At 51.5% G+C, this 21,383-nt stretch carries 18 protein-coding genes; 7 read left to right on the top strand and 11 right to left on the bottom strand.

Annotation, left to right across the window (positions count from 1 at the left end; all coding sequences use genetic code 11):
* Positions 1–68 precede the first annotated feature (68 nt).
* Complete coding sequence (locus ABDW13_RS20845; RefSeq protein ID WP_343554448.1) at positions 69–1,745, top strand: AsmA family protein; 1,677 nt, start codon at positions 69–71, stop codon at positions 1,743–1,745.
* A 134-nt stretch (positions 1,746–1,879) separates the two neighbouring features.
* On the opposite strand, the gene fabY is transcribed toward ABDW13_RS20845, so the two are convergent.
* From fabY to typA, 5 genes are all read right to left on the bottom strand, one after another.
* Entirely contained in the window at positions 1,880–2,827 is a 948-nt protein-coding gene (fabY, locus tag ABDW13_RS20840; protein WP_343554447.1) for a fatty acid biosynthesis protein FabY, read from the bottom strand.
* A 59-nt stretch (positions 2,828–2,886) separates the two neighbouring features.
* Positions 2,887–3,324 (bottom strand): D-aminoacyl-tRNA deacylase, encoded by a 438-nt coding sequence (gene dtd / locus ABDW13_RS20835; protein ID WP_343554446.1) that lies wholly within the window; start codon positions 3,322–3,324, stop codon positions 2,887–2,889.
* The gene (locus ABDW13_RS20830; RefSeq protein WP_343554449.1) at positions 3,321–4,190 is read right to left on the bottom strand and encodes a virulence factor BrkB family protein; all 870 of its coding nucleotides are present in this window, start codon (positions 4,188–4,190) and stop codon (positions 3,321–3,323) included. Before ABDW13_RS20830 ends, dtd begins: the two co-directional genes overlap by 4 nt.
* A 3-nt stretch (positions 4,191–4,193) precedes the next feature.
* Positions 4,194–4,790: a glucose-1-phosphatase gene (gene yihX, locus ABDW13_RS20825; protein WP_343554445.1), complete on the bottom strand. Its 597-nt coding sequence runs from the start codon at positions 4,788–4,790 to the stop codon at positions 4,194–4,196.
* A gap of 183 nt (positions 4,791–4,973) precedes the next feature.
* A complete protein-coding gene (typA, locus tag ABDW13_RS20820) occupies positions 4,974–6,794 on the bottom strand; it encodes a ribosome-dependent GTPase TypA (protein WP_343554444.1) in 1,821 nt (606 codons plus the stop codon).
* A gap of 439 nt (positions 6,795–7,233) precedes the next feature.
* On the opposite strand from typA, the gene glnA reads away from it, so the two are divergent.
* From glnA to glnG, 3 genes are all read left to right on the top strand, one after another.
* The gene (gene glnA, locus ABDW13_RS20815) at positions 7,234–8,643 is read left to right on the top strand and encodes a glutamate--ammonia ligase (protein ID WP_007885243.1); all 1,410 of its coding nucleotides are present in this window, start codon (positions 7,234–7,236) and stop codon (positions 8,641–8,643) included.
* A gap of 187 nt (positions 8,644–8,830) precedes the next feature.
* Positions 8,831–9,880 (top strand): nitrogen regulation protein NR(II), encoded by a 1,050-nt coding sequence (gene glnL / locus ABDW13_RS20810; RefSeq protein ID WP_008109798.1) that lies wholly within the window; start codon positions 8,831–8,833, stop codon positions 9,878–9,880.
* Between the two features lie 7 nt (positions 9,881–9,887).
* Entirely contained in the window at positions 9,888–11,297 is a 1,410-nt protein-coding gene (gene glnG, locus ABDW13_RS20805; protein WP_343554443.1) for a nitrogen regulation protein NR(I), read from the top strand.
* Positions 11,298–11,327: 30 nt separating this feature from the next.
* On the opposite strand, the gene hemN is transcribed toward glnG, so the two are convergent.
* Both hemN and yihI read right to left on the bottom strand, forming a co-directional pair.
* Positions 11,328–12,701: an oxygen-independent coproporphyrinogen III oxidase gene (gene hemN / locus ABDW13_RS20800; protein ID WP_343554442.1), complete on the bottom strand. Its 1,374-nt coding sequence runs from the start codon at positions 12,699–12,701 to the stop codon at positions 11,328–11,330.
* A 236-nt stretch (positions 12,702–12,937) separates the two neighbouring features.
* Positions 12,938–13,459: a Der GTPase-activating protein YihI gene (gene yihI, locus ABDW13_RS20795; RefSeq protein ID WP_343554441.1), complete on the bottom strand. Its 522-nt coding sequence runs from the start codon at positions 13,457–13,459 to the stop codon at positions 12,938–12,940.
* Positions 13,460–14,013: 554 nt separating this feature from the next.
* Here yihI and yihA point away from each other — a divergent pair.
* Positions 14,014–14,655, top strand: coding sequence for a ribosome biogenesis GTP-binding protein YihA/YsxC (yihA, locus tag ABDW13_RS20790; protein WP_343554440.1), 642 nt, complete (start codon positions 14,014–14,016; stop codon positions 14,653–14,655).
* A 393-nt stretch (positions 14,656–15,048) separates the two neighbouring features.
* Here the strand turns inward: yihA and polA are convergent, their stop codons facing one another.
* The 4 genes from polA to ABDW13_RS20770 all read right to left on the bottom strand — a co-directional run bounded on the left by polA (position 15,049) and on the right by ABDW13_RS20770 (position 20,168).
* The gene (gene polA / locus ABDW13_RS20785; protein ID WP_343554439.1) at positions 15,049–17,838 is read right to left on the bottom strand and encodes a DNA polymerase I; all 2,790 of its coding nucleotides are present in this window, start codon (positions 17,836–17,838) and stop codon (positions 15,049–15,051) included.
* A gap of 365 nt (positions 17,839–18,203) precedes the next feature.
* Positions 18,204–18,833 (bottom strand): thiol:disulfide interchange protein DsbA, encoded by a 630-nt coding sequence (dsbA, locus tag ABDW13_RS20780; RefSeq protein WP_343554438.1) that lies wholly within the window; start codon positions 18,831–18,833, stop codon positions 18,204–18,206.
* A gap of 26 nt (positions 18,834–18,859) precedes the next feature.
* Complete coding sequence (locus ABDW13_RS20775) at positions 18,860–19,846, bottom strand: serine/threonine protein kinase (RefSeq protein WP_343554437.1); 987 nt, start codon at positions 19,844–19,846, stop codon at positions 18,860–18,862.
* Positions 19,847–19,892: 46 nt separating this feature from the next.
* Positions 19,893–20,168 carry a YihD family protein gene (locus ABDW13_RS20770; RefSeq protein ID WP_343554436.1) on the bottom strand — a complete coding sequence of 92 codons (276 nt, stop codon included), beginning with the start codon at positions 20,166–20,168 and terminating at the stop codon, positions 19,893–19,895.
* 72 nt (positions 20,169–20,240) lie between these two features.
* Here ABDW13_RS20770 and mobA point away from each other — a divergent pair, with 72 nt between their 5' ends.
* Both mobA and mobB read left to right on the top strand, forming a co-directional pair.
* Positions 20,241–20,816 carry a molybdenum cofactor guanylyltransferase MobA gene (gene mobA / locus ABDW13_RS20765; protein WP_343554435.1) on the top strand — a complete coding sequence of 192 codons (576 nt, stop codon included), beginning with the start codon at positions 20,241–20,243 and terminating at the stop codon, positions 20,814–20,816.
* Positions 20,813–21,316 carry a molybdopterin-guanine dinucleotide biosynthesis protein MobB gene (gene mobB, locus ABDW13_RS20760; RefSeq protein ID WP_343554434.1) on the top strand — a complete coding sequence of 168 codons (504 nt, stop codon included), beginning with the start codon at positions 20,813–20,815 and terminating at the stop codon, positions 21,314–21,316. The genes mobA and mobB overlap by 4 nt, the downstream gene beginning before the upstream one ends.
* The last annotated feature ends 67 nt before the right edge of the window (positions 21,317–21,383 follow it).

Genomic DNA, 21,383 nt, shown 5'->3' with positions numbered 1-21,383 from the left:
GTTGAGCTGTAACGGTAATTCAGGCATAACAACCACTCACCGGATAAATATCGGGATGGATGAGTGCGATGAAATTTTTAGGCAAGTTTTTCCTTACCTTACTGCTGCTAATTCTGCTGGCGCTGGTTGTGCTGTATGTGTTGCTGCAAACACAATGGGGCGCGGGTTGGTTTAGTCGCTGGGTCAGCGATAAAACGGACTGGCATCTCTCCATCAGCAAGATTGAACACGATTTCTCATCCCCTTCGCACATCATTCTCGATGATTTTAGTTTTGGTCACGATGGTCAGCCTGCGGTATTGGTGGCGAAACGCGTCGATCTCGGTCTGGCATTGGTTCAGTTCAGCGATCCGCTGCATTTCAACAGCATTGAAGTGCGCGACGGTGAAATTAATCTCGCCAATCAAACACCCAATACCACTTTGCCGGTGCAGGCTAATCGTCTGCAATTGAACAATATGCGTATTGAAAGCCCGCACAGTTCGCTGCCGGTTTCGGCTCAACGCGTGAACGGTGGCCTGCTACCGTGGAAACCGCTGGCGAACGATGCGTTGGGCAGCGATGCGCAATTTCAACTAAGTGCCGGAACCTTGACGCTGGATGGGGTGCCAGGCAACAACGTGCTGCTGCAAGGCAGCATAAAACAGCGCAGCCTGGTGTTTAACAATATCGGTGCTGATTTGGCGCGTGGTTCAATGACCGGTAACGCCGAGCGTGATGCGCAGGGTAACTGGAAGATTGATCAGCTGCGCCTCAATGATATCCGCCTGCAAACCCATCAAACGTTGAGTGATTTCCTTAATCCGCTGCGCGATGTGCCTTCGGTGAGCATCAATCGTCTGGATATGACCGATGCGCGCCTGCAAGGGCCGGATTGGGCGGTGACCGATCTCGATTTAACCCTGAAAAATGTCACCTGGCGCGGCGATGATTGGCAAAGCGATGGCGGTTCATTGTCGATGAATGCCGGAAACTTTATCAACGGCGGCTTTGAACTCAACGATCCGATTGTGAATGCTGACCTGTCTGCACAAGGTATCGCGCTAACGCAATTCAGTTCCCGTTGGGTTAATGGCGTGATTCGTGCCAGCGGCAATTGGACGCGCAGCGACAAACGTTTGACGCTGGATGAGTTGGCGATTGCGGGTCTTGAATATACTCTGCCGCTTAACTGGCGCGATCGCTGGCAGCAGACGTTGCCAAGCTGGCTGGATAGCGTGCTGATCACCCGCGCCACCGCCAACCGGAACTTGATCATTGATATCAATCCCGACTTCCCGTTCCAGATGACGTCACTGGATGGCAGCGCAGATAACCTGGTGCTGGCGCGCCAGCATCAATGGGGAGTTTGGTCCGGCAAAGCCAGCTTTAACGCCGCCGAAGCCACCTTTAATCGCACCGACTTGCGTCATCCCTCAATTGCGCTGAATGCCAATGATCAACAGATTCAGGTCACCGAGCTCAGCGCCTTTAGCGGCAGCGGCTTACTGGAAGGTAGCGCAACGGTTGGCCAGGATGGGCAGCGTCCGCTGACGTTGAATCTGAAAGGACAAGCAGTGCCGGCCAACGTGCTGCAAAACTGGGGCTGGCCAGCGGCGTTAAGCGGTAACAGCAATTTGCAGTTGCAACTGAAGGGTTCGCTGAGCGCCAGCACGCCGTTGCGTCCGAGCGTAGATGGTTCGTTATCAGTGACGACGGATGCGGGATCGATGCAACAAACGATGCGTGGTGGGCAGATTCAATAAAATCGCAGAGAATCGTAGCGGCGCGATTTATCGCGCGTCTTTGAAGCAATGATGCTGCTGCTGGAAGATGCGCAATAAATTGCGCCGCTACGAAATGTGCGGGTGGCTAGCTCAGCCCCCGCATGAATGAAAAACTAGTTAATGCGCGCGCCGGAACCGCCCTCTTCGAGCGAACCGTCGGAGTCGGCGGGTAACACGATATACACACCTTCAAAAACCGCGCCCAACTCATCGTCACCAAATAACTCAACTTCCATCTGTACGCGAGCCTTACGACCGCGCGCCAGACGATCGAGATCGCCGCTGAGTGAACCGAGATCGGCTATCGCCCCCGGACGACCACTGATCGGTTTGCTGTAACGAATATGCGCATCGGCCAAAATGATGGTGCCACCGAGATGGCGCTCACGCAGCAGCAGCCAAATCAATCCCCAACCGGTTAACGTGGCAAGTGAGAACAAGCTGCCGGCAAATAAGGTGTGGTGAGGATTCTGGTTGCCGGCTTCCGGCATGGTGGTGACGAACTTCTGCCCGGTATATTGCAGAATGCGCACGCCCATTTTTTCACTGAGCGGGATGTGTTCATACCAGGCTTGCTGCAACTGTCCGCACCAATCGGCGCGATGCAGAATATCATCGAGCGTTACCACCGGTTTGATCATCAGGAAGTGACGCACCGGCGTGGTTTGCGGCGCAGTGATCTCACCTTGATTGATGTAACCGAGCTTGGCGAAGAATTCAACTGCGTCTTCACGTGCGCTACAGGTCACGCGCTTCGCGCCTTCCTGACGTGCGACCGACTCCAGCGTCATCGCCACCAGCGTGCCCAGACCTTTGCCCTGCACCGAAGGATGCACGGCGAGGAAGCGAATCGCCGCCTCATTTTCGGCATTGATGTATAAGCGGCCCACCGCCACCGGTTTGCCTTGCTCATCCACCACCATTTGATGGTGCGCTAAAGCATCCCAGGCATCGCGTTCTGAACCTTGCGGCTGACGCAGCGGCTTTCGTAACATTTCCCAACGGAACTGGTAATACATATCCAGCTCTTCCGCCGTTTGCGGTACGCGAAGATGATACATAAAGTGATTCTCTCTTTCGGAGCTTGCGTGGCTAAATCCTTGCCGCTCGGCTGAAAATCTCACACCTGTAACCAGAAGGTCACCGGACCATCGTTAACCAACGAAACCTGCATATTGGCGGCGAAGCGCCCGTTTGCGGTGGTCACGCCCTGTGTACGGCAGCAATCGCTGAAATAATCATAGAGACGCTCGGCTTCCGCCGGTTCTGCGCCGCCAGAAAAAGAAGGACGCATCCCTTTGTTGGTATCCGCGGCGAGGGTGAACTGCGATACCACCAGCACGCTGCCGCCAGCCTGCTGAACATTCAGGTTCATTTTGTCATTCTCATCGGCGAAGATGCGATAGCCCAAAACGCGTTCGGTAAGGCGCTGCGCCTTTTGCTCATCGTCGCCCTTTTCTACACCCAATAACACCAGTAAACCGGCGCCAATTTCGCCCACTGTCGCGTCATCAACGCTAACACTGGCGCGACTGACGCGCTGAATCAAAGCAATCATGTTTCCTCTTTTTCTTTTTCGCGTTCCTGCTGTTTTAACTGGCGATAGTCATCCAGCGTGACGGTGATTTCCGCGCCTAACAACACAATACACCACGTCCAGTAAACCCAGAGGAAGAGAATCGGGATTACCGCCAGAACGCCGTAAATTAACTGATACGAAGGGAACATCGTAACATACAGCGCAAAGCCTTTTTTCCCCAGCTCGAACAGCAAACCCGCCACCACGGCACCAATCAAAGCATCGCGTCCGGGCACGCGCCGCGTCGGCACGATGCTGTAAAGCAACCAGAAAGCGAGGATGGAGAGAAACAGCGGGAAGATACGCAGCAGCTGATCGACCAGGCTGGTGACGCCGGTGACATTGACCCAGCGCAGCGACAATAAATAGGAGCTGATAGCTAAACTGGCCCCGGCTAACAGCGGACCCAGCGTTAAGATCATCCAGTAAACCGCAAACGAATAAACCATCGGTCGCGGCTTGTCGCTGCGCCAGATGGCGTTAAGCGCGCTATCCACCGAATGCATTAACAGCAGCGCGGTGACGATCAATCCCACCGTGCCCACCGCCGTCATCTTATTGACGTTAGCGACAAACTGATCGAGATAACGCTGAATCACATCGCCAGTGGCCGGAATGAAGTTGGTAAAGATGAATGTTTTTAACTGCACGCTAATTTCCGAGAACATTGGAAAAGCGGCAAACAGCGCGAATACCACGGCAATCAGCGGCACCAACGCCAACAACGAGACGTAGGCCAGGTTACCGGCCTGCGTCGTCATGTTGTCTTCGTCAATGCGTCGCCACAGCAGTTTAATCCACAGAAAGAACGCATGCGCCGAGTGGCGCAGATGTCGATATTTCAGCACTCAGAGACGACCCGCAAACCAATCCGGCACGGTTTTATCATCGATCACCAGCACGCTCTCAATACCAAGCGCCTGCGCCGCATCAATGTTGGCCTGATTATCATCGAAGAACACCGCTTGTTCAGCCTGATAACCTTCGTGCTCCAACACATAGTTATAGATGCGCGCTTCCGGTTTACGCATGCCGATGTCCTGCGACATATAAACATGATCGGCCGCCTGCTGGACTTCAGGATATTGCGTTGGCCAGAATTCAAAGTGCAGTTGGTTGGTGTTTGAGAGAATGACCACTCGCTCGCCCTTGGCGCGAAGCTGGTTCATGATCGCCAGCGTTTCAGGACGCACGCCAACAAAGACCGCCTGCCAGCCTGCGGTGAATTGCGGGTAGCTCAGCGCGATGTCGAGTTGGTCGCAAATGCGCGCAGCGAATTCGGGATCGCTAATTTCACCACGTTCATGTTTTTCGAACGCCTCATCCATGCGGAAACGACTTTGCAGCGTTGCCAGCGGCACGCGCCCTAAATCACTCCAGACGCCGAGCACACGATTAAAATCGATATCAACAATCACATTGCCTAAATCAAAAATGTACAGCATGACGCCTCTCCTTTACGTTCCCTGGATCATTCACTCTAGCGACAAAAAGTATAGCTGAACAGGGTGAGCGGCGCGGAAATCGGCGATCTGGAAGCGAGGGCAAAGTTCACTAAGCGAGCGTTGCAGCGGGTTGCAGGCATAAAAAAGCCCCGCAATGCGGGGCTCAATATCAGACTGTTTCGCTTAGTCTTTGCTGCCACGAGAAGAACGCTTACGATCGTTCTCGGTCAGGTGACGTTTACGAATACGTACTGACAGCGGAGTCACTTCTACCAGTTCGTCATCATCGATGAACTCGATAGCCTGTTCCAACGTCATTTTCTGCGGTGGAACCAGAGTGGTGGCTTCATCAGTACCTGACGCACGCATGTTGGTCAGTTTCTTACCGGTCAAGCAGTTAACAGTCAGGTCGTTAGAACGGCTATGAATACCGATGATCTGGCCTTCATAAACTTCTGCACCGTGCCCCAGGAACAGCTTACCGCGATCTTGCAGACCGAACAGGGCGAACGCTACCGCTTTACCCTGGCCGTTTGAGATCAGTACGCCGTTCTGACGCTGGCCCACTTCGCCCGGACGAACGTCGTCGTAGTGGCTGAAGGTGGAGTACAGCAGACCCGTACCTGAAGTCATGGTCATGAATTCGTTACGGAAGCCGATCAGACCACGGCTTGGGATCATGTAGTCGAGACGTACACGGCCTTTGCCATCTGGATCCATATTTTTCAGATCGCCTTTACGCTCACCCATCGCTTGCATCACAGAACCCTGATGGGTTTCTTCGATGTCGAGGGTAACGTTTTCGAATGGCTCTTGCTTACGGCCTTCGAACTCACGGAAGATAACTTTCGGACGGGATACCGCCAGCTCGAAACCTTCACGACGCATGTTTTCGATCAGAACTGACAAGTGCAGCTCACCACGACCAGAAACACGGAACGCATCTGAATCTTCAGTTTCTTCAACGCGCAGCGCAACGTTGTGTACCAGTTCTTTGTTCAAACGCTCCAGAATCTGGCGCGACGTCACGAACTTACCTTCTTTACCGCAGAACGGTGAGGTGTTGACGTTGAAGAACATTGTTACGGTTGGTTCATCGACGCTCAGGGCTGGCAGCGCTTCCACATTCTGCGTGTCGCAGATGGTGTCAGAGATGTTCAGTTCGCCCAGGCCGGTGATAGCGATGATATCGCCCGCTTCCGCCAGGGTGCTTTCGATACGTTCCAGACCAAGGTGGCCCAGTACTTTACCGACTTTACCGTTACGGGTTTTGCCTTCGCTATCAATGATAGTGACTTGCTGGTTCGGCTTAACGGTACCGCGCTTGATGCGGCCGATGCCGATTACACCCAGGTAGTTGTTGTAGTCCAGCTGCGAGATCTGCATCTGCAGTGGTGCTTCAACTTCAACCTGAGGTGGAGAAACGTGGTCGACGATCGCCTGATACAGCGGGGTCATGTCGTCAGCCATGTCGGTGTGTTCCAGACCCGCGATACCATTCAACGCCGAAGCGAAGATGATCGGGAAGTCCAGCTGCTCGTCAGTCGCATCCAGGTTAACGAACAGGTCGAATACCTGATCAACAACCCAATCAGGACGCGCGCCCGGACGGTCAACTTTGTTGATAACCACAATCGGCTTCAAACCATGAGCAAAAGCTTTCTTGGTTACGAAGCGGGTTTGCGGCATAGGGCCATCCATCGCATCTACAACCAGCAGCACCGAATCAACCATGGACATAACGCGTTCCACTTCACCACCGAAGTCGGCGTGTCCTGGGGTATCAACGATGTTGATGCGATAGTCGTTCCATTTGATGGCGGTGTTTTTTGCGAGGATGGTAATCCCACGCTCTTTCTCCAAATCGTTGGAGTCCATTACGCGCTCAGTCGCTTCGGTACGAGCATCAAAAGTACCGGACTGTTGTAGCAGCTTATCAACCAGGGTGGTCTTACCATGGTCAACGTGCGCGATGATGGCGATGTTACGCAAATTTTCGATCACAGCTTTGCCTCAGGCATTATAGAAATAACGCGGTATTGTACACGGATTAAGCGGAAGACTGAACATGATCACAGATTTCGCCGAAAGTTTCTCGTAGCGCTGGTTTTTAGCACCGTTATCGGTGCATTAATCTGCACTGCGATGGCAATTTGCACCAAAGTGGTGCTTAATTTCACCTAAGGTGCACCGATATGATGCATGCAATCCATCCTGGTGCAGCCTTCGACTCACGAAAGGGCGCATTGTAGCGCCATTTTCACCGTTGTCATAAAGTTGGCACAGAATTCGCTTTATCTATATTAAGCGAAAACGACAGTTATAAAACGGTTGAAAGAGCTTGCCGAGATCTTTGGTTAGGGGTGGCCAGTCAATATGGCGCATTCCCGGCAACGAAGTTCTCTCACCATGACGATAATGACCATTTCCAGGAGAGTTGAGTATGTCTGCTGAACACGTTCTCTCGATGATGAACGAGCACGAAGTTAAGTTTGTTGACCTGCGTTTTACCGATACCAAAGGTAAAGAACAGCACGTTACTATCCCTGCTCACCAGGTTAACGCTGACTTCTTCGAAGAAGGCAAAATGTTTGACGGCTCATCAATTGGTGGCTGGAAAGGCATTAACGAATCAGACATGGTGCTGATGCCAGATGCAACCACTGCGGTGATGGATCCGTTCTTCGAAGACTCGACCCTGATCATCCGTTGCGACATCCTTGAGCCAGGCACTTTGCAGGGCTACGATCGTGACCCACGTTCTATTGCTAAACGTGCAGAAGAGTTCCTGCGTTCTTCCGGCATCGCGGATACCGTGCTGTTTGGACCAGAGCCAGAGTTCTTCCTGTTCGATGACATCCGTTTCGGTTCTTCTACTTCAGGTTCACACGTTGCTATCGACGATATCGAAGCAGCATGGAACACCGGTAAAGAGTACGAAGGCGGCAACAAAGGTCACCGTCCAGGTCTGAAAGGCGGTTACTTCCCAGTGCCACCGGTTGACTCAGCGCAGGACATCCGTTCAGCCATGTGTCTGACCATGGAGCAAATGGGCCTGGTGGTTGAAGCGCATCACCATGAAGTCGCCACTGCTGGTCAGAACGAAGTGGCAACCCGCTTCAACACCATGACCAAAAAAGCTGACGAAATTCAGATCTACAAATACGTGGTGCACAACGTTGCTCACGCGTACGGCAAAACTGCAACCTTCATGCCTAAGCCAATGTTTGGCGATAACGGTTCTGGTATGCACTGCCACATGTCCCTGTCAAAAGGCGGCGTGAACCTGTTCTCTGGCGACAAGTACGGCGGCCTGTCTGAAACTGCTCTGTTCTACATCGGCGGTATCATCAAGCACGCTAAAGCGATCAACGCCCTAGCGAACCCAACCACTAACTCATACAAGCGTCTGGTCCCAGGCTACGAAGCACCTGTTATGCTGGCTTACTCTGCGCGTAACCGTTCGGCTTCTATCCGTATCCCAGTGGTTGCTAGCCCGAAAGCACGTCGTATCGAAGCGCGCTTCCCAGATCCAGCGGCTAACCCATACCTGGCATTCACCGCGTTGCTGATGGCTGGTCTTGATGGTGTTATCAACAAGATCCACCCTGGCGATGCGATGGACAAAAACCTGTATGACCTGCCTCCGGAAGAAGAAGCTGAGATTCCAAAAGTTGCAGGTTCTCTGGAAGAAGCATTGAACGCACTGAACGAAGACCGCGAGTTCCTGACCCGTGGCGGCGTGTTCACTGATGACGCTATCGACGCGTACATCGAACTGCGTAAGCCAGAAGTTGACCGCGTGCGTATGACTCCGCACCCAGTTGAGTTCGAACTGTACTACAGCGTTTAATTTAAAAATTTCAGCTCATATTCACGCTGTATTTTCGCAGCGTGAATAACCTGAAAGATTTTTATATTGCCGTGGAAACTTTAGCCCATCTCCGGATGGGCTTTTTTCTCCGCGCATTCATGGTTTGAAGCACAGATTTCCGTCCTGACAGGCTATAATGCACTAAATTAGTGCAGAGGAACGCTGTATGGCAACTGGCACGCTGCCCGACGCGGGGCAGATTCTCAACTCCCTTATCAACAGTATTTTGCTGGTCGATAACGATTTAGTTATCCATTACGCCAATCCGGCGGCGCAGCAATTACTGGCGCAAAGCTCACGTAAATTGTTCGGCACGCCATTACCGGAATTAACCGGCTATTTTTCGCTGAATATTGAGGTGATGAGCGAGAGTCTCGGGGCTGGCCAGGGCTTTACCGATAGCGAAGTCACGTTAGTGGTGGATGGTCGCGCGCATATTATGTCGCTGACGGCACAGCGTTTACCGGATGGTTTTATTCTGCTGGAAATGGCGCCGATGGATAATCAACGTCGTCTTAGCCAGGAACAAATTCAGCATGCTCAGCAAGTGGCAGCACGCGATTTAGTGCGCGGTCTGGCACATGAAATTAAAAACCCGCTGGGAGGATTACGTGGCGCCGCGCAACTGCTTACTCGCGCGTTACCCGATCCCTCTTTGCATGAATATACGCGCATCATCATTGAGCAGGCCGACCGCTTACGTAATCTGGTTGATCGCCTGTTAGGCCCGCAGCAACCGGGTTTGCATGTGACGCAAAGTATTCATCAGGTTGCCGAGCGCGTGGTGAATCTGGTGTCGATGGAATTGCCAGATAATGTTTCGCTGGTGCGAGATTACGATCCGAGCCTGCCGGAACTGCCACACGATCCCGACCAAATTGAACAAGTGCTGTTAAATGTGGTGCGTAATGCGCTGCAAGCATTGGGTGACGAAGGCGGCACCATCGTTATTCGTACGCGTACCGCCTTCCAGCTCACGCTGCACGGCACGCGATATCGTTTAGTTGCTCGCATTGATATTGAAGATGATGGCCCAGGGATTCCGGCCCAGCTACAAGATACGCTGTTCTATCCGATGGTGAGCGGACGCGAAGGTGGCACCGGTTTAGGTCTCTCCATTGCCCGCAGCCTGATCGATCAGCATTCGGGAAAAATAGAATTTAACAGTTGGCCAGGTCACACCGAATTCTCGGTTTACCTGCCTATTCGCCAGTGAGGTTTCTATGCAACGAGGGATAGTCTGGATCGTCGATGACGATAGCTCCATCCGCTGGGTGCTTGAACGGGCGCTCACTGGAGCCGGTTTGAGCTGTGCAACCTTTGACAGCGCTAACGAGGTATTGGATGCGCTCGCAAGCAAAACCCCAGACGTATTATTGTCAGACATTCGTATGCCTGGCATGGATGGACTTGCGCTACTAAAGCAGATTAAACAGCGCCATCCGATGCTGCCGGTGATCATCATGACGGCGCACTCCGATCTGGATGCGGCAGTCAGCGCTTATCAGCAAGGCGCGTTCGATTACCTGCCAAAACCGTTTGATATTGATGAAGCGGTGGCGCTGGTAGAGCGTGCAATCAGCCATTATCAGGAACAGCAGCAGCCGCGCAATCAGCCGGTTAGCGGCCCAACCACCGACATCATTGGCGAAGCGCCGGCGATGCAGGATGTGTTCCGCATCATTGGTCGCCTTTCACGCTCCTCCATTAGCGTGCTGATCAACGGTGAATCTGGCACGGGTAAAGAGTTAGTGGCGCATGCGCTGCATCGTCACAGTCCACGCGCGAAATCTCCCTTCATCGCGCTGAATATGGCCGCCATTCCCAAAGACCTGATTGAATCGGAACTTTTTGGTCACGAGAAAGGCGCGTTCACTGGGGCAAACCAGATTCGTCAGGGACGTTTTGAGCAGGCCGACGGCGGCACGCTGTTCCTTGATGAAATTGGTGATATGCCACTCGACGTGCAAACCCGTTTGTTACGCGTATTGGCCGATGGCCAGTTCTATCGCGTCGGCGGCTATGCGCCAGTGAAAGTCGATGTGCGTATCATCGCGGCAACGCACCAGAATCTCGAGTTACGGGTGCAGGAAGGCAAATTCCGTGAGGACTTGTTCCACCGTCTCAACGTGATTCGCGTTCATCTGCCGCCGTTGCGTGAACGTCGTGAAGATATCCCACGTTTGGCGCGTTACTTCCTGCAAGTGGCCGCGCGTGAATTGGGTGTTGAAGCCAAGATCCTGCATCCTGAAACCGAAACCGCACTGACGCGTCTGCATTGGTCCGGTAACGTGCGCCAGTTGGAAAACACCTGCCGCTGGTTAACCGTGATGGCGGCGGGCCAGGAAGTGTTGATTCAGGATCTGCCGCCAGAACTGTTTGAGTCCAGCACGCCAGATAGTCCAGTGCAGTCGTTGCCAGACAGTTGGGCCACGCTGCTGGCACAATGGGCCGATCGCGCGTTGCGTTCCGGTCATCAAAACTTGCTGTCTGAAGCTCAGCCGGAGATGGAGCGCACTTTGCTCACCACCGCGCTGCGCCATACGCAAGGGCACAAACAGGAAGCGGCACGTTTGCTCGGCTGGGGACGTAATACCCTGACGCGCAAGCTGAAAGAGCTGGGAATGGAATAAAACAAAAGGGAGCGAAAGCTCCCTTTTTACTTATATCACCCGCGAAAATTGCTGCATGCGCATCTTTTGCCGCATGTAGACATCAAAGCACATGCAGATGTTACGAATCAGCAAACGCCCGACGCCGGTTACGTGCAAGCTGCGCCCACGCTGTTCCACCAATCCATCCGCCACCAGCGGAGCGAGCAACGCTAAATCCTCGGCAAAATAGCTTTCAAAGTTAATCGGCCATTGTGCTTCGACTATGGCGAAATCCAGCGCGAAATTGCAGATCAGCGACTTAATCACATCGCGACGCAGGCAGTCATCGTCATTGAGCGACAGGCCGCGCCATAACGCATTGCCGCGTTGCTCAACGTGCGCGTAATAATCTTTCAGCTCTTTGTGATTTTGCGCGTAGCTGTCGCCCAACATGCTAATAGCCGACACGCCTAATCCCAGCAGATCGCTGTCGCCTTGCGTGGTGTAACCCTGGAAATTACGATGCAATTCGCCGGCGCGCTGCGCGACTGCCAGTTCATCGTCCGGGCGTGCAAAGTGATCCATGCCGATGAACTGATAACCTTCACCAGTTAACGTGGCGATGGTTTGTTGCAGGATTTGCAGTTTCTGCGCCGCGCCTGGCAATTCGTCATCTTTGATTTTGCGCTGTGCGGCAAACAACGTTGGCATGTGCGCATAGTTGAAGACGCTAAGGCGATCGGGATTGAGTGCAATCACGCGCTGTAAGGTGAAGGCGAAGCTCTCCGGCGTTTGCAGCGGCAGACCATAAATCAGGTCGAGACTGACCGATCCAAAGCCTTGATCACGCGCACGCTGCACCAGAGCAAAGATAGTTTCCTCATCCTGCACGCGATTGACACGCTCTTGCACCGCTTTGTTGAAATCCTGCACGCCCATACTTAAGCGGTTGAAACCTTCGGCGCGCAGATGATCGATCATCTCCAGTTCGATTTCGCGTGGATCAACTTCGATCGACATTTCAATGTCATCAGCAAGGGTGAAATGATCGCGCAAAATCGCCACCAGCCGGCTTACCTGCTGCTGATTAAGGAAAGTCGGTGTGCCGCCACCCCAATGCAATTGCGTGACGCTGCGATCGGCAAACAACGGCGCGCGCTGGCGGATTTCCTTTTCCAAGGCATCCAGGTATTGATCGGCTTTATGCAATTGGCGCGTAACGATTTTATTGCAACCGCAGAAATAGCACAGGCGATGGCAAAACGGGATATGCACATACAGCGACAGCGGACGATCGGGGTATCGCTTAACGGCTTGCTGGAAATTATCTTCAACAAACTGCTCGCTGAACTCCAGCGCAGTGGGATAAGAGGTATAACGCGGACCGGCGTAATTGTATTTTTCGATGAGGCGCTGGTCCCAATCAATCTGCGGCGATGACATGCTCACTCCTTACGGTGACGTCGTCTGAGAGAGGGTCGCGTGGCAGAAGAGTGGACGAAGCGATGAGCTGAACGCCGACGTAAACGCGACTTCAGACGCGACAGGCGGCGTAGTTTAAACAATAACCAGAGCAGATAACATGTCAGCAGCAGCGCGAAAATTGATCCAAGCCAAAACATAGGTGAATACCTGTTCAGCACGGCATGCGTGAAAACGCACGCCGATCAAAATTGGCCTTAATTACCTTTAAGCAGGCGCATCATATCTTCTTCGGCCTGCTCATCTTCAACTTCATCATCCAACGCGATGCCGAGCTTTTCCATCAGCTCGTCAATGCGATCTAAAGTCTGATCCAGCCAGGCCTGATCTTCAGCGCTCAAGGTCTCGCCGTTTTCCAGACGATCAAGCAACGTATCTAAACGCTCGTCATTTTCCAGCTTCGCCAGTTCTTCCTCAGGCGTCAGACGTATTTTCTCGGCTTTAGGTTTTGGCTTAGCTTCCGGCTTCTTCGCTGGCTTGGTTTTACCATCAGCGATTAATGCGACCGGTGCTTTGCTGCCCAAGCGCGGATCCTGAGCTTTTTTGCCTTGGCCTTTGCCTGCGGATTGCGTTTCCGGGTTAGCGCGGCTGCCCGATTTATGTCCGCTGTGCTTTTTCTCGCGTTTACGGTCGCGCGCTTCCTGATTAAGGTCTTCACGCGATTTGCGTTTGGCTTTCGCAGCAGGTTTGCCACGCGGGGCTGATGCAGGTTGCTTCATGGTGTCCGGTCTCGGCGATGCTTAGTGAGTTCAGTATAGAATTGCGGCGAAATCTAGCAGAAAGTGAGCAAAGAAAAAAGGCGATAGCCTATGCTATCGCCTTTTATCGCACCTTCATACGAAGGAAACACTGAATAAATCCTTTACGGCTCACAACGTCCCGGTTGCTCCATCGCCCTATCGCTCCTGCGATTATCCCTGTCCTTGTCCGATTCGTGCCTGAATCGCTTCCCGCCATGCTCTTGGTCATCCCCGACACTCCTGAGCACATCATCCTGATGGGTGCTGCCGTGCACTGCCAACAAATGTAGACTAACCGGTAAAATGAACAAGTGAGACTTGTCTCTATTTTTGAATGGCATTTTCTACAATAAACATAATTAGTTGAATTTTAATACTTAGTTTTCATATTAAGATTCAATGAAGCGGTAATATCTGGCACTAACAATCTACGATCTCTTACAAAATGGCGCGTTTAGACGCTATCGGGCACTTTTGCGCCATTACAGGTATAATCAGCCCAATTGCCCGATTCATATTGCTGGAGTTTTACTTTGTCTGCTTTGAACTATCACATGACCCATTTCATGCTCAGCGCCCCTGACATTCGCCATTTACCGGCAGATGTAGGCATTGAAGTTGCTTTTGCCGGGCGCTCAAATGCAGGCAAATCCAGCGCGCTGAACACCATTACCAATCAAAAAAGCCTGGCTCGTACCAGTAAAACGCCTGGTCGTACGCAGCTGATTAACCTGTTTGAAGTGGTTGAAGGTAAATGCCTGGTCGATTTACCCGGTTATGGCTACGCGCAGGTTCCGGAAGAGATGAAGCGTAAGTGGCAAAAATCTCTGGCGGAATATTTGCAGAAACGTCAGGCGCTGAAAGGCCTGGTGGTGCTGATGGATATTCGCCATCCGCTGAAAGATCTCGACCAGAACATGATTGAATGGGCGGTGCAGAGCCAAATCCCAGTGCTGGTGCTACTGACCAAAGCTGACAAGTTAGCGTCCGGCGCACGTAAAGCTCAACTGACCATGGTGCGCGAAGCGGCGCAGTCATTCATGGGTGATGTACAGGTGGAAATGTTCTCGTCATTGAAAAAGATGGGCGTTGATGTGGTGCGGAAAAAACTGGATAGCTGGTTCAACGAATTGGAACCGGCGAAAGAAGGCGATGGCGAAGAAATCGCGGAATAACGTTTAGCGGGATTACAGAAAAAGCCCAATAAAAAACGCCCCAGTCATAAATGACTGGGGCGGCTAAATATTCAGCCAAATCCGATTACGTGAAGTAAAAGGTCTGAAAGATAGAACATCTTACCTCTGTACCCTACGCGATAAACTCTACCTGATTTTCTGCGCCCTACAAAGGGTTTTTTGTTGTTAAGTTTCAGGATTTCCCATCTTTTTTACTAACTCCATCACACTTTCAACTGCGCGATGTAGTTTAATTACCAAAAAAATGCTTAGCCGATAAGCAGTTACAAAACGCGCATTTAATAGACCGCTTTCCGAAGTTGCTGAACCGATTAAGTAAACTTTTTTCTTATGATGCTGTCAGCGGCCACCTCGACCGCCGACTAAGTGAAATCAGTGTGCCTGATCCCAGTTATCACCGGTGCCAACCTCAACCTGCAACGGTACATCCAGCTTCATGCTGTTCTCCATCAGTTGGCGGATCGTTTTAATTGCGCTCTCCACCGCATCGTTGCGAATCTCAAACACCAATTCATCGTGTACCTGCATGATCATTCTGACTGCATCGTCTTTTTGCTCAAGCAGCCAGCCATCGACCGCGATCATCGCGCGCTTAATGATATCTGCGGCGGTGCCTTGCATCGGTGCGTTGATTGCTGCGCGTTCGGCTGCTTTACGGCGAATGGCATTGCTGGAAGTGATATCGGGCAGCCACAAACGACGGCCATCCAAGGTTTCAACGTAGCCCTTTTCTGCCGCCTTTGAACGCGTCTCTTCCATGTAGCGCAGTACACCAGGATAACGTTCGAAGTAGAGATCCATGTACTTCTTGGCTTCCCCCGCGCCGATATTCAGCTGACGCGAAAGGCCAAAGGCGCTCATTCCGTAGATCAAACCAAAGTTGATGGCTTTCGCACTGCGACGCTGCTCGCCAGAAACCTTGCTGAGCGCGACGCCGAACACTTCTGACGCTGTGGCGCGGTGAATGTCTTCACCCTGTGCAAAGGCATCCAGCAGGCCTTTGTCTTGCGACAAATGCGCCATGATGCGCAGTTCAATCTGTGAATAGTCAGCCGCTACGATGGTGTTGCCCGGACCGGCAATAAATGCCTGACGAATACGACGACCTTCATCGTTGCGCACCGGGATGTTCTGCAAGTTAGGATCAGTCGACGAAAGTCGTCCGGTTGCCGTAACCGCCTGGTGATACGACGTGTGGACGCGGCCGGTGATAGGATTGATCATCTGCGGCAGCTTGTCGGTATAGGTTGATTTCAACTTCGATAAACCGCGATGTTCCAGAATCACTTTCGGCAGCGGATAATCCAGCGCCAGTTCAGCCAGCACTTCTTCGCTGGTTGATGGTGCGCCGCCCGGTGTTTTCTTCGTCGGCTTAATGCCCTGTTTTTCAAATAGAATGGTTTGCAGCTGTTTCGGTGAAGAGAGGTTAAACGGTTCGCCTGCCAGTTCGTGGGCTTTCAGCTCTAGCTCTGCCACGCGCGTGGTGAGTTCCTGTGAATGTTTTGCCAGGATGTTTTGATCGATCAACACGCCGTTACGTTCAATGCGTGAGATCACTTTCAACAGCGGCATTTCAATCTCTTCAAATACCTTTTTCGGACCCGCTTCCGGCTCCAGCTTAGCCCACATTTTCAGATGCAGTTGCAGCGTGACGTCCGCATCTTCAGCGGCATAATGTCCCGCTTGCTCAATAGCAATCTGATTAAAAGTGAGCTGATTTTTACCTTTGCCGGCGATCTCTTCGAAAGTCACCGTTTTATGGTTCAGCCAGCGCGCGGCCAGGCTATCCATATCATGTTTACCGCCAACACTATTCAGGCAGTAGGATTCCAGCATGGTATCGAATTTGATGCCATTCAGTTCAATATCGTAGTTCTTTAGCACGCCGCGATCGTATTTGAGGTTCTGGCCCACTTTCGCTGCTTTGCTGTCTTCCAGCAATGGCTTTAGCTGTTTCAGTACTTCACTACGATCCAGCTGCTCCGGCGCATCCAGATAATCATGGCCAACCGGTAGATAAGCCGCTTCACCCGGCGCAACGGCCAAGGCGATACCGATGATGTTGGCACTCAACGTATCGAGCGAATCGGTTTCAAGATCGAAAGCAAACAAATCGGCGTTTTTCAGCTTCTTCAGCCACTCGGCGAATGTTGCTTCATCAAGAATGGTGACGTAGCCATCGGCAGAAAGCGTGCTGGTCGTTTCTGCGACTGGCGCAGCGGGTTCGTTCAGTTGGGATTTCTGTGCCTGCGTATTGCTCTTCTTGCCTTGCAGCCAGGAGCCATCTTGCAGATCCGCAATCCAGCGTTTGAATTCATAGCGACTAAACAACGTTTGTAGCGCGGCAACATCCGGTTCGTTAACGGCGAGCTGATCGCAACTCAGATCCAACTCAACATCGGTTTTGATGGTCGCCAGTTGATAAGAGAGGAAGGCGACTTCGCGGTTTTGCTCCAGCTTCGCTGCCATGGTTTTTGCGCCACGGAAGGAAAGATCTGCCACTTTATCAAGGTTATCGTAGATCGACTGCATCCCGCCTAAGCCTTGCAGCAGCGCCTGCGCGGTTTTTTCACCCACGCCCGGTACGCCTGGAATGTTGTCTGAGCTGTCGCCCATCATGGCGAGGAAATCGATAATCAGCGACGGTGGCACACCGTATTTTTGCTCAACTTCTTCCGGGCCAAGCACGGTGTTGGTCATGGTGTTAATCAACGTAATGGCTGGCGTCACTAATTGCGCCATATCTTTATCACCCGTACTAATGAGCACCGGACGACCCAGTTTTTCAGCTTCTTGCGCCAGCGTACCAATAACATCATCCGCCTCAACGCCGGACACCGCTAATAACGGTAACCCCATCGCTTTAACCATTTCATGCAGCGGTTCTATCTGCGCTCTGAGATCATCCGGCATGGGTGGGCGATGCGATTTATAGTGTTCAAACAATTCATCGCGGAAGGTTTTACCTTTCGCATCGAAGACTACGGCTACATGGCTGGGTTGATACTGCATCAACAAGCTTTTCAGCATGTTGAGCACACCGTACATGGCACCAGTTGGCTCGCCTGCACTGTTCGTTAGCGGCGGAAAGGCATGATATGCACGGTACAGATATGAAGAGCCGTCGACCAGAATCAGGGGATTTTCTGCAATTTGCGCCATAGGTTCGTATTTTCTTCGTTGCGATAATGAGGGCTATAAGGATGCCACAACCCGAGGAGAATGTTGAATGCGAGCGGAGAAGTCGGGAGCTTTTTCGTCGTTATACGGCACGGATCGCAAGGATCAGATTGTGGATAAGTTTGTGCGTAAAATTCATAACGTATTGTTATTTACGTTAATTGCCATTAAGTTTAAGTTATAAAATTATATAAATCAGTTAGTTGGATTCTTACTGTGACCGAATCTATCTTAATGAAAAGATGATCGTCCATGTGGATATTAAGTGAAGGGTTAATAAAGACATCAATTTCGCAAGAGGATAAATGAAAATAACGCCGACATCGCCGGCGTTATTTTTGGCTAAATTACTTCTTTTCGACCAGGAACTTCACCACGTTGGCGTAATCGGCAACGAAATTGTCCATTGAGCTGGTATCTAAGCCACCGTTATTAACCATGTATTTACCGTTAACAAAGATCGCAGGTACACCTTGCAGATTAACGTCTGATGCTGCTTTCTGCTGCTGTGCAACCAACGCTTTAACTGCGAAGCTATTCCACGCTGCATCATAATCTGCAGAAGAGATGCCTGCCGCTTTGATAAAGGTGTCTTTCAGGCTTGCTGCATCGGTAACGGTCTGGGTTTTCTGAATGCCATCAAAGATAGGTGCAGTAACCTTACTTTCCACGCCCAGCGCCATTGCTACCGCCCATGCATGAGTTACCACTGGACCAAAATCGCCGCCAAGGAAATCAACGTGATACTTAGTCACTTTAGTGTCTGCCGGCAGGTTCTTTTTCACGGCATCGCTAACGTGGTAAACGCGTTCGAACTGGTAGCAGTGCGGGCAGAAGAAGGAGAAGAACTCCAACACTTGCGGTTCACCCGCCACTGGCTTTGGCAAAGTAACGAACTGCTTGCCGTCGTTGAACTGTGCCGCTGAGGCGCCAAATGCCAGCATTAAACCTACCAGCGCAAACATGATCTTTTTCATCGTGAAACTATCTCCTGAGTACTTCATTAATATTGCGGGCTAAGCTGCAACGGCGGTTCGTGTAACAGCCTTTCCTGCTCGATAAATAATGCAATCTGCCGACGCCAAAAATCCTCATCTGTCATCCAGGGGAAGGCGCGCGGAAAAGCGGGATCCTGCCAGCGGCGAACCACCCAGGCCAAATAATAAACCATGCGCATAGCGCGTAAAGGCTCAATCAGTGACAATTCATGTAAATCAAAATCACCGAATTCATTATAGGCTTCCAGCAAAATATCCCATTGAATCAACTGCTCTTGTCGATCACCGTTGATCAACATCCATAAATCCTGCACCGCTGGACCGGTGCGAGCATCATCAAGATCGACAAACATCGGGCCTTCACGCCACAGAATATTGCCAGGATGGCAATCACCGTGCAACCTAAGCGGCTGCCAGCGGGTGTGCCAGCGCTGTTGCAGCGTATCGCTCAACTTATCAACCGCGGCAAGCAAGGCATCCTTGAGTGAAGCGGGCACTAATGTGCTGTGCTCAAGCTCTTGTCGAGGCTGAACGATATACTCTTCCAACCCAAACGTTGGACGCTGCTGGAACGACTGTTGCCGACCGGTTTGATGAATACGCCCTAAAAAGCGTCCAACCCATTCCATCTGCTCTTCATTGTCGGTTTCATATTGCCGTCCTCCCAAGCTGGGGAAAACTGCGAACATGAATCCGGCATGATGATTCAGTGTACTGCCTTGCAAGATAAGCGGTGCGGCGACCGGCACTTCATCGGCCAACAAATCCTGAGTGAACTGGTGCTCCTCGAGAATTTGCTGCGCACTCCAGCGCTGCGGACGATAAAACTTCGCCACATAGCGGCGTTTATCATCATCGCTGAATTGGTAGACACGATTTTCATAGCTATTGAGGGCAGTTAAGCCTGATTCGACACGCAAACCCGCATCCCAAAGTGCGTCAAGAATGACGTCGGGATTTAGCGTCTGGAAATTAAAGGCGGCTTCGCTCATCATTTTGCCTGTGTGTTACCTTTGCGATTAATGCGCAAGGATAACATTACTCATCATCCTTGATCACACCGCGTGCACGTAATAGCGCGGTTTTGAAGTCCACTTCATAATCCTTTTTCAAACCAGGAATCGCAGCCTGGCTATCTGAATCACGCATTTTGAGATGGTAAATCAATACATCATCGGTTAATTCACTTAATGGGCCACTGAAACCAGATTCCTGCGCCAGTTTTTGTAAAAATGCCAGCAAGTTGAGATCAGATTCCTTCTGCCATGCGGGTTGCAGGAGTTCGAGCAGTTCGTTGAGTCGGTGATATTTCATTATCGATTCCTTTATACAGGTGGTTCGCTGCCATTTTGTAAGTATCGTCCAGAATGAAGCAAGGAGACGAAGATGACTGCATTTACCGGCGTGATCCTCGCTGGCGGGCAAGGTAGCCGTATGGGAGGGCAGGATAAAGGGTTGCTTATGTTGCAGGGCGAGCCACTTTATCAGCACGTTTTGCGGCGATTCCGTCCGCAGGTCAATATTGTGTTGATAAGCGCTAACCGTAACATTGATCGTTATCAGGCTAGTGGTTGTCAGGTTGTTACAGATTCGATGCCAGGTTATCCCGGGCCGTTAGCGGGTATGTTGAGTGGTTTGCGCCACAGTGAAACAGATTGGGTGGCATTCTGCGCTTGCGATACGCCGTGGCTGCCCATCGATTTTGTTGCCCGTTTATGGCAGCAACGTGGCAATGCGCCAGCCGTTTGGGTGAAGTCCTCAATGCGCGATCATCCTGCATTAGCATTGGTCAATTGCGAGTTGGCTGATGATCTTGAAGCCTGGTTATTACGTGGCGAACGGCGTTTGATGCAGTTTCTGCGTGAACATGGCGGCCATGCGGTGGAATTTCCCGACTCAGAATCGGCCTTTCGTAATATCAATACCCCGAATGACCTCATCAATGAGGAAAGGTTGCCATGAACCTGCCTTTGCTGGCGATTAGTGCCTGGAGTGGAACGGGAAAAACCACCTTACTTCAGTTAGTTATTCCCTTACTCAAAGATCGAGGGATACGCACAGGGCTTATTAAGCATACGCATCATCAAATGGATATCGATACGCCCGGCAAAGATAGTTATTTGCTTCGAAAAGCGGGTGCGGATCAGGTAATTGTTGCCAGTAATCAGCGCTGGGCGTTGATGTGTGAAACGGAGGACCAGCCACTTGACCTGCCGATGTTGGCCTCGCGCATGGACAGCTCAAAATTAGATTTAGTATTGGTAGAAGGTTTTAAAGATGAATCGGTGCCTAAAATTGTGCTTTGGCGACAAGGTGTTAAGGGAGGAGTTGGTGGTTTGCTTGATGAGCATGTGATAGCAATCGCCACAGATGAATATCTGGAGATCGATTTACCACTTCTGGATATTAATCAGCCTGAACAGATCGCTGATTTTATTGTTCAGTGGTTGAAAACGGTGTGAGTTAGAAGATTTTTTCTCTGAAATTCAGACGTAAAAAAGCCCTGAACTCGCGTTCAGGGCTTCTTCA

Source organism: Pantoea sp. (genome assembly GCF_039594315.1).
Classification (GTDB): Bacteria; Pseudomonadota; Gammaproteobacteria; order Enterobacterales; family Enterobacteriaceae; genus Pantoea.
This window is presented reverse-complemented; position numbering and strand designations above follow the sequence as displayed.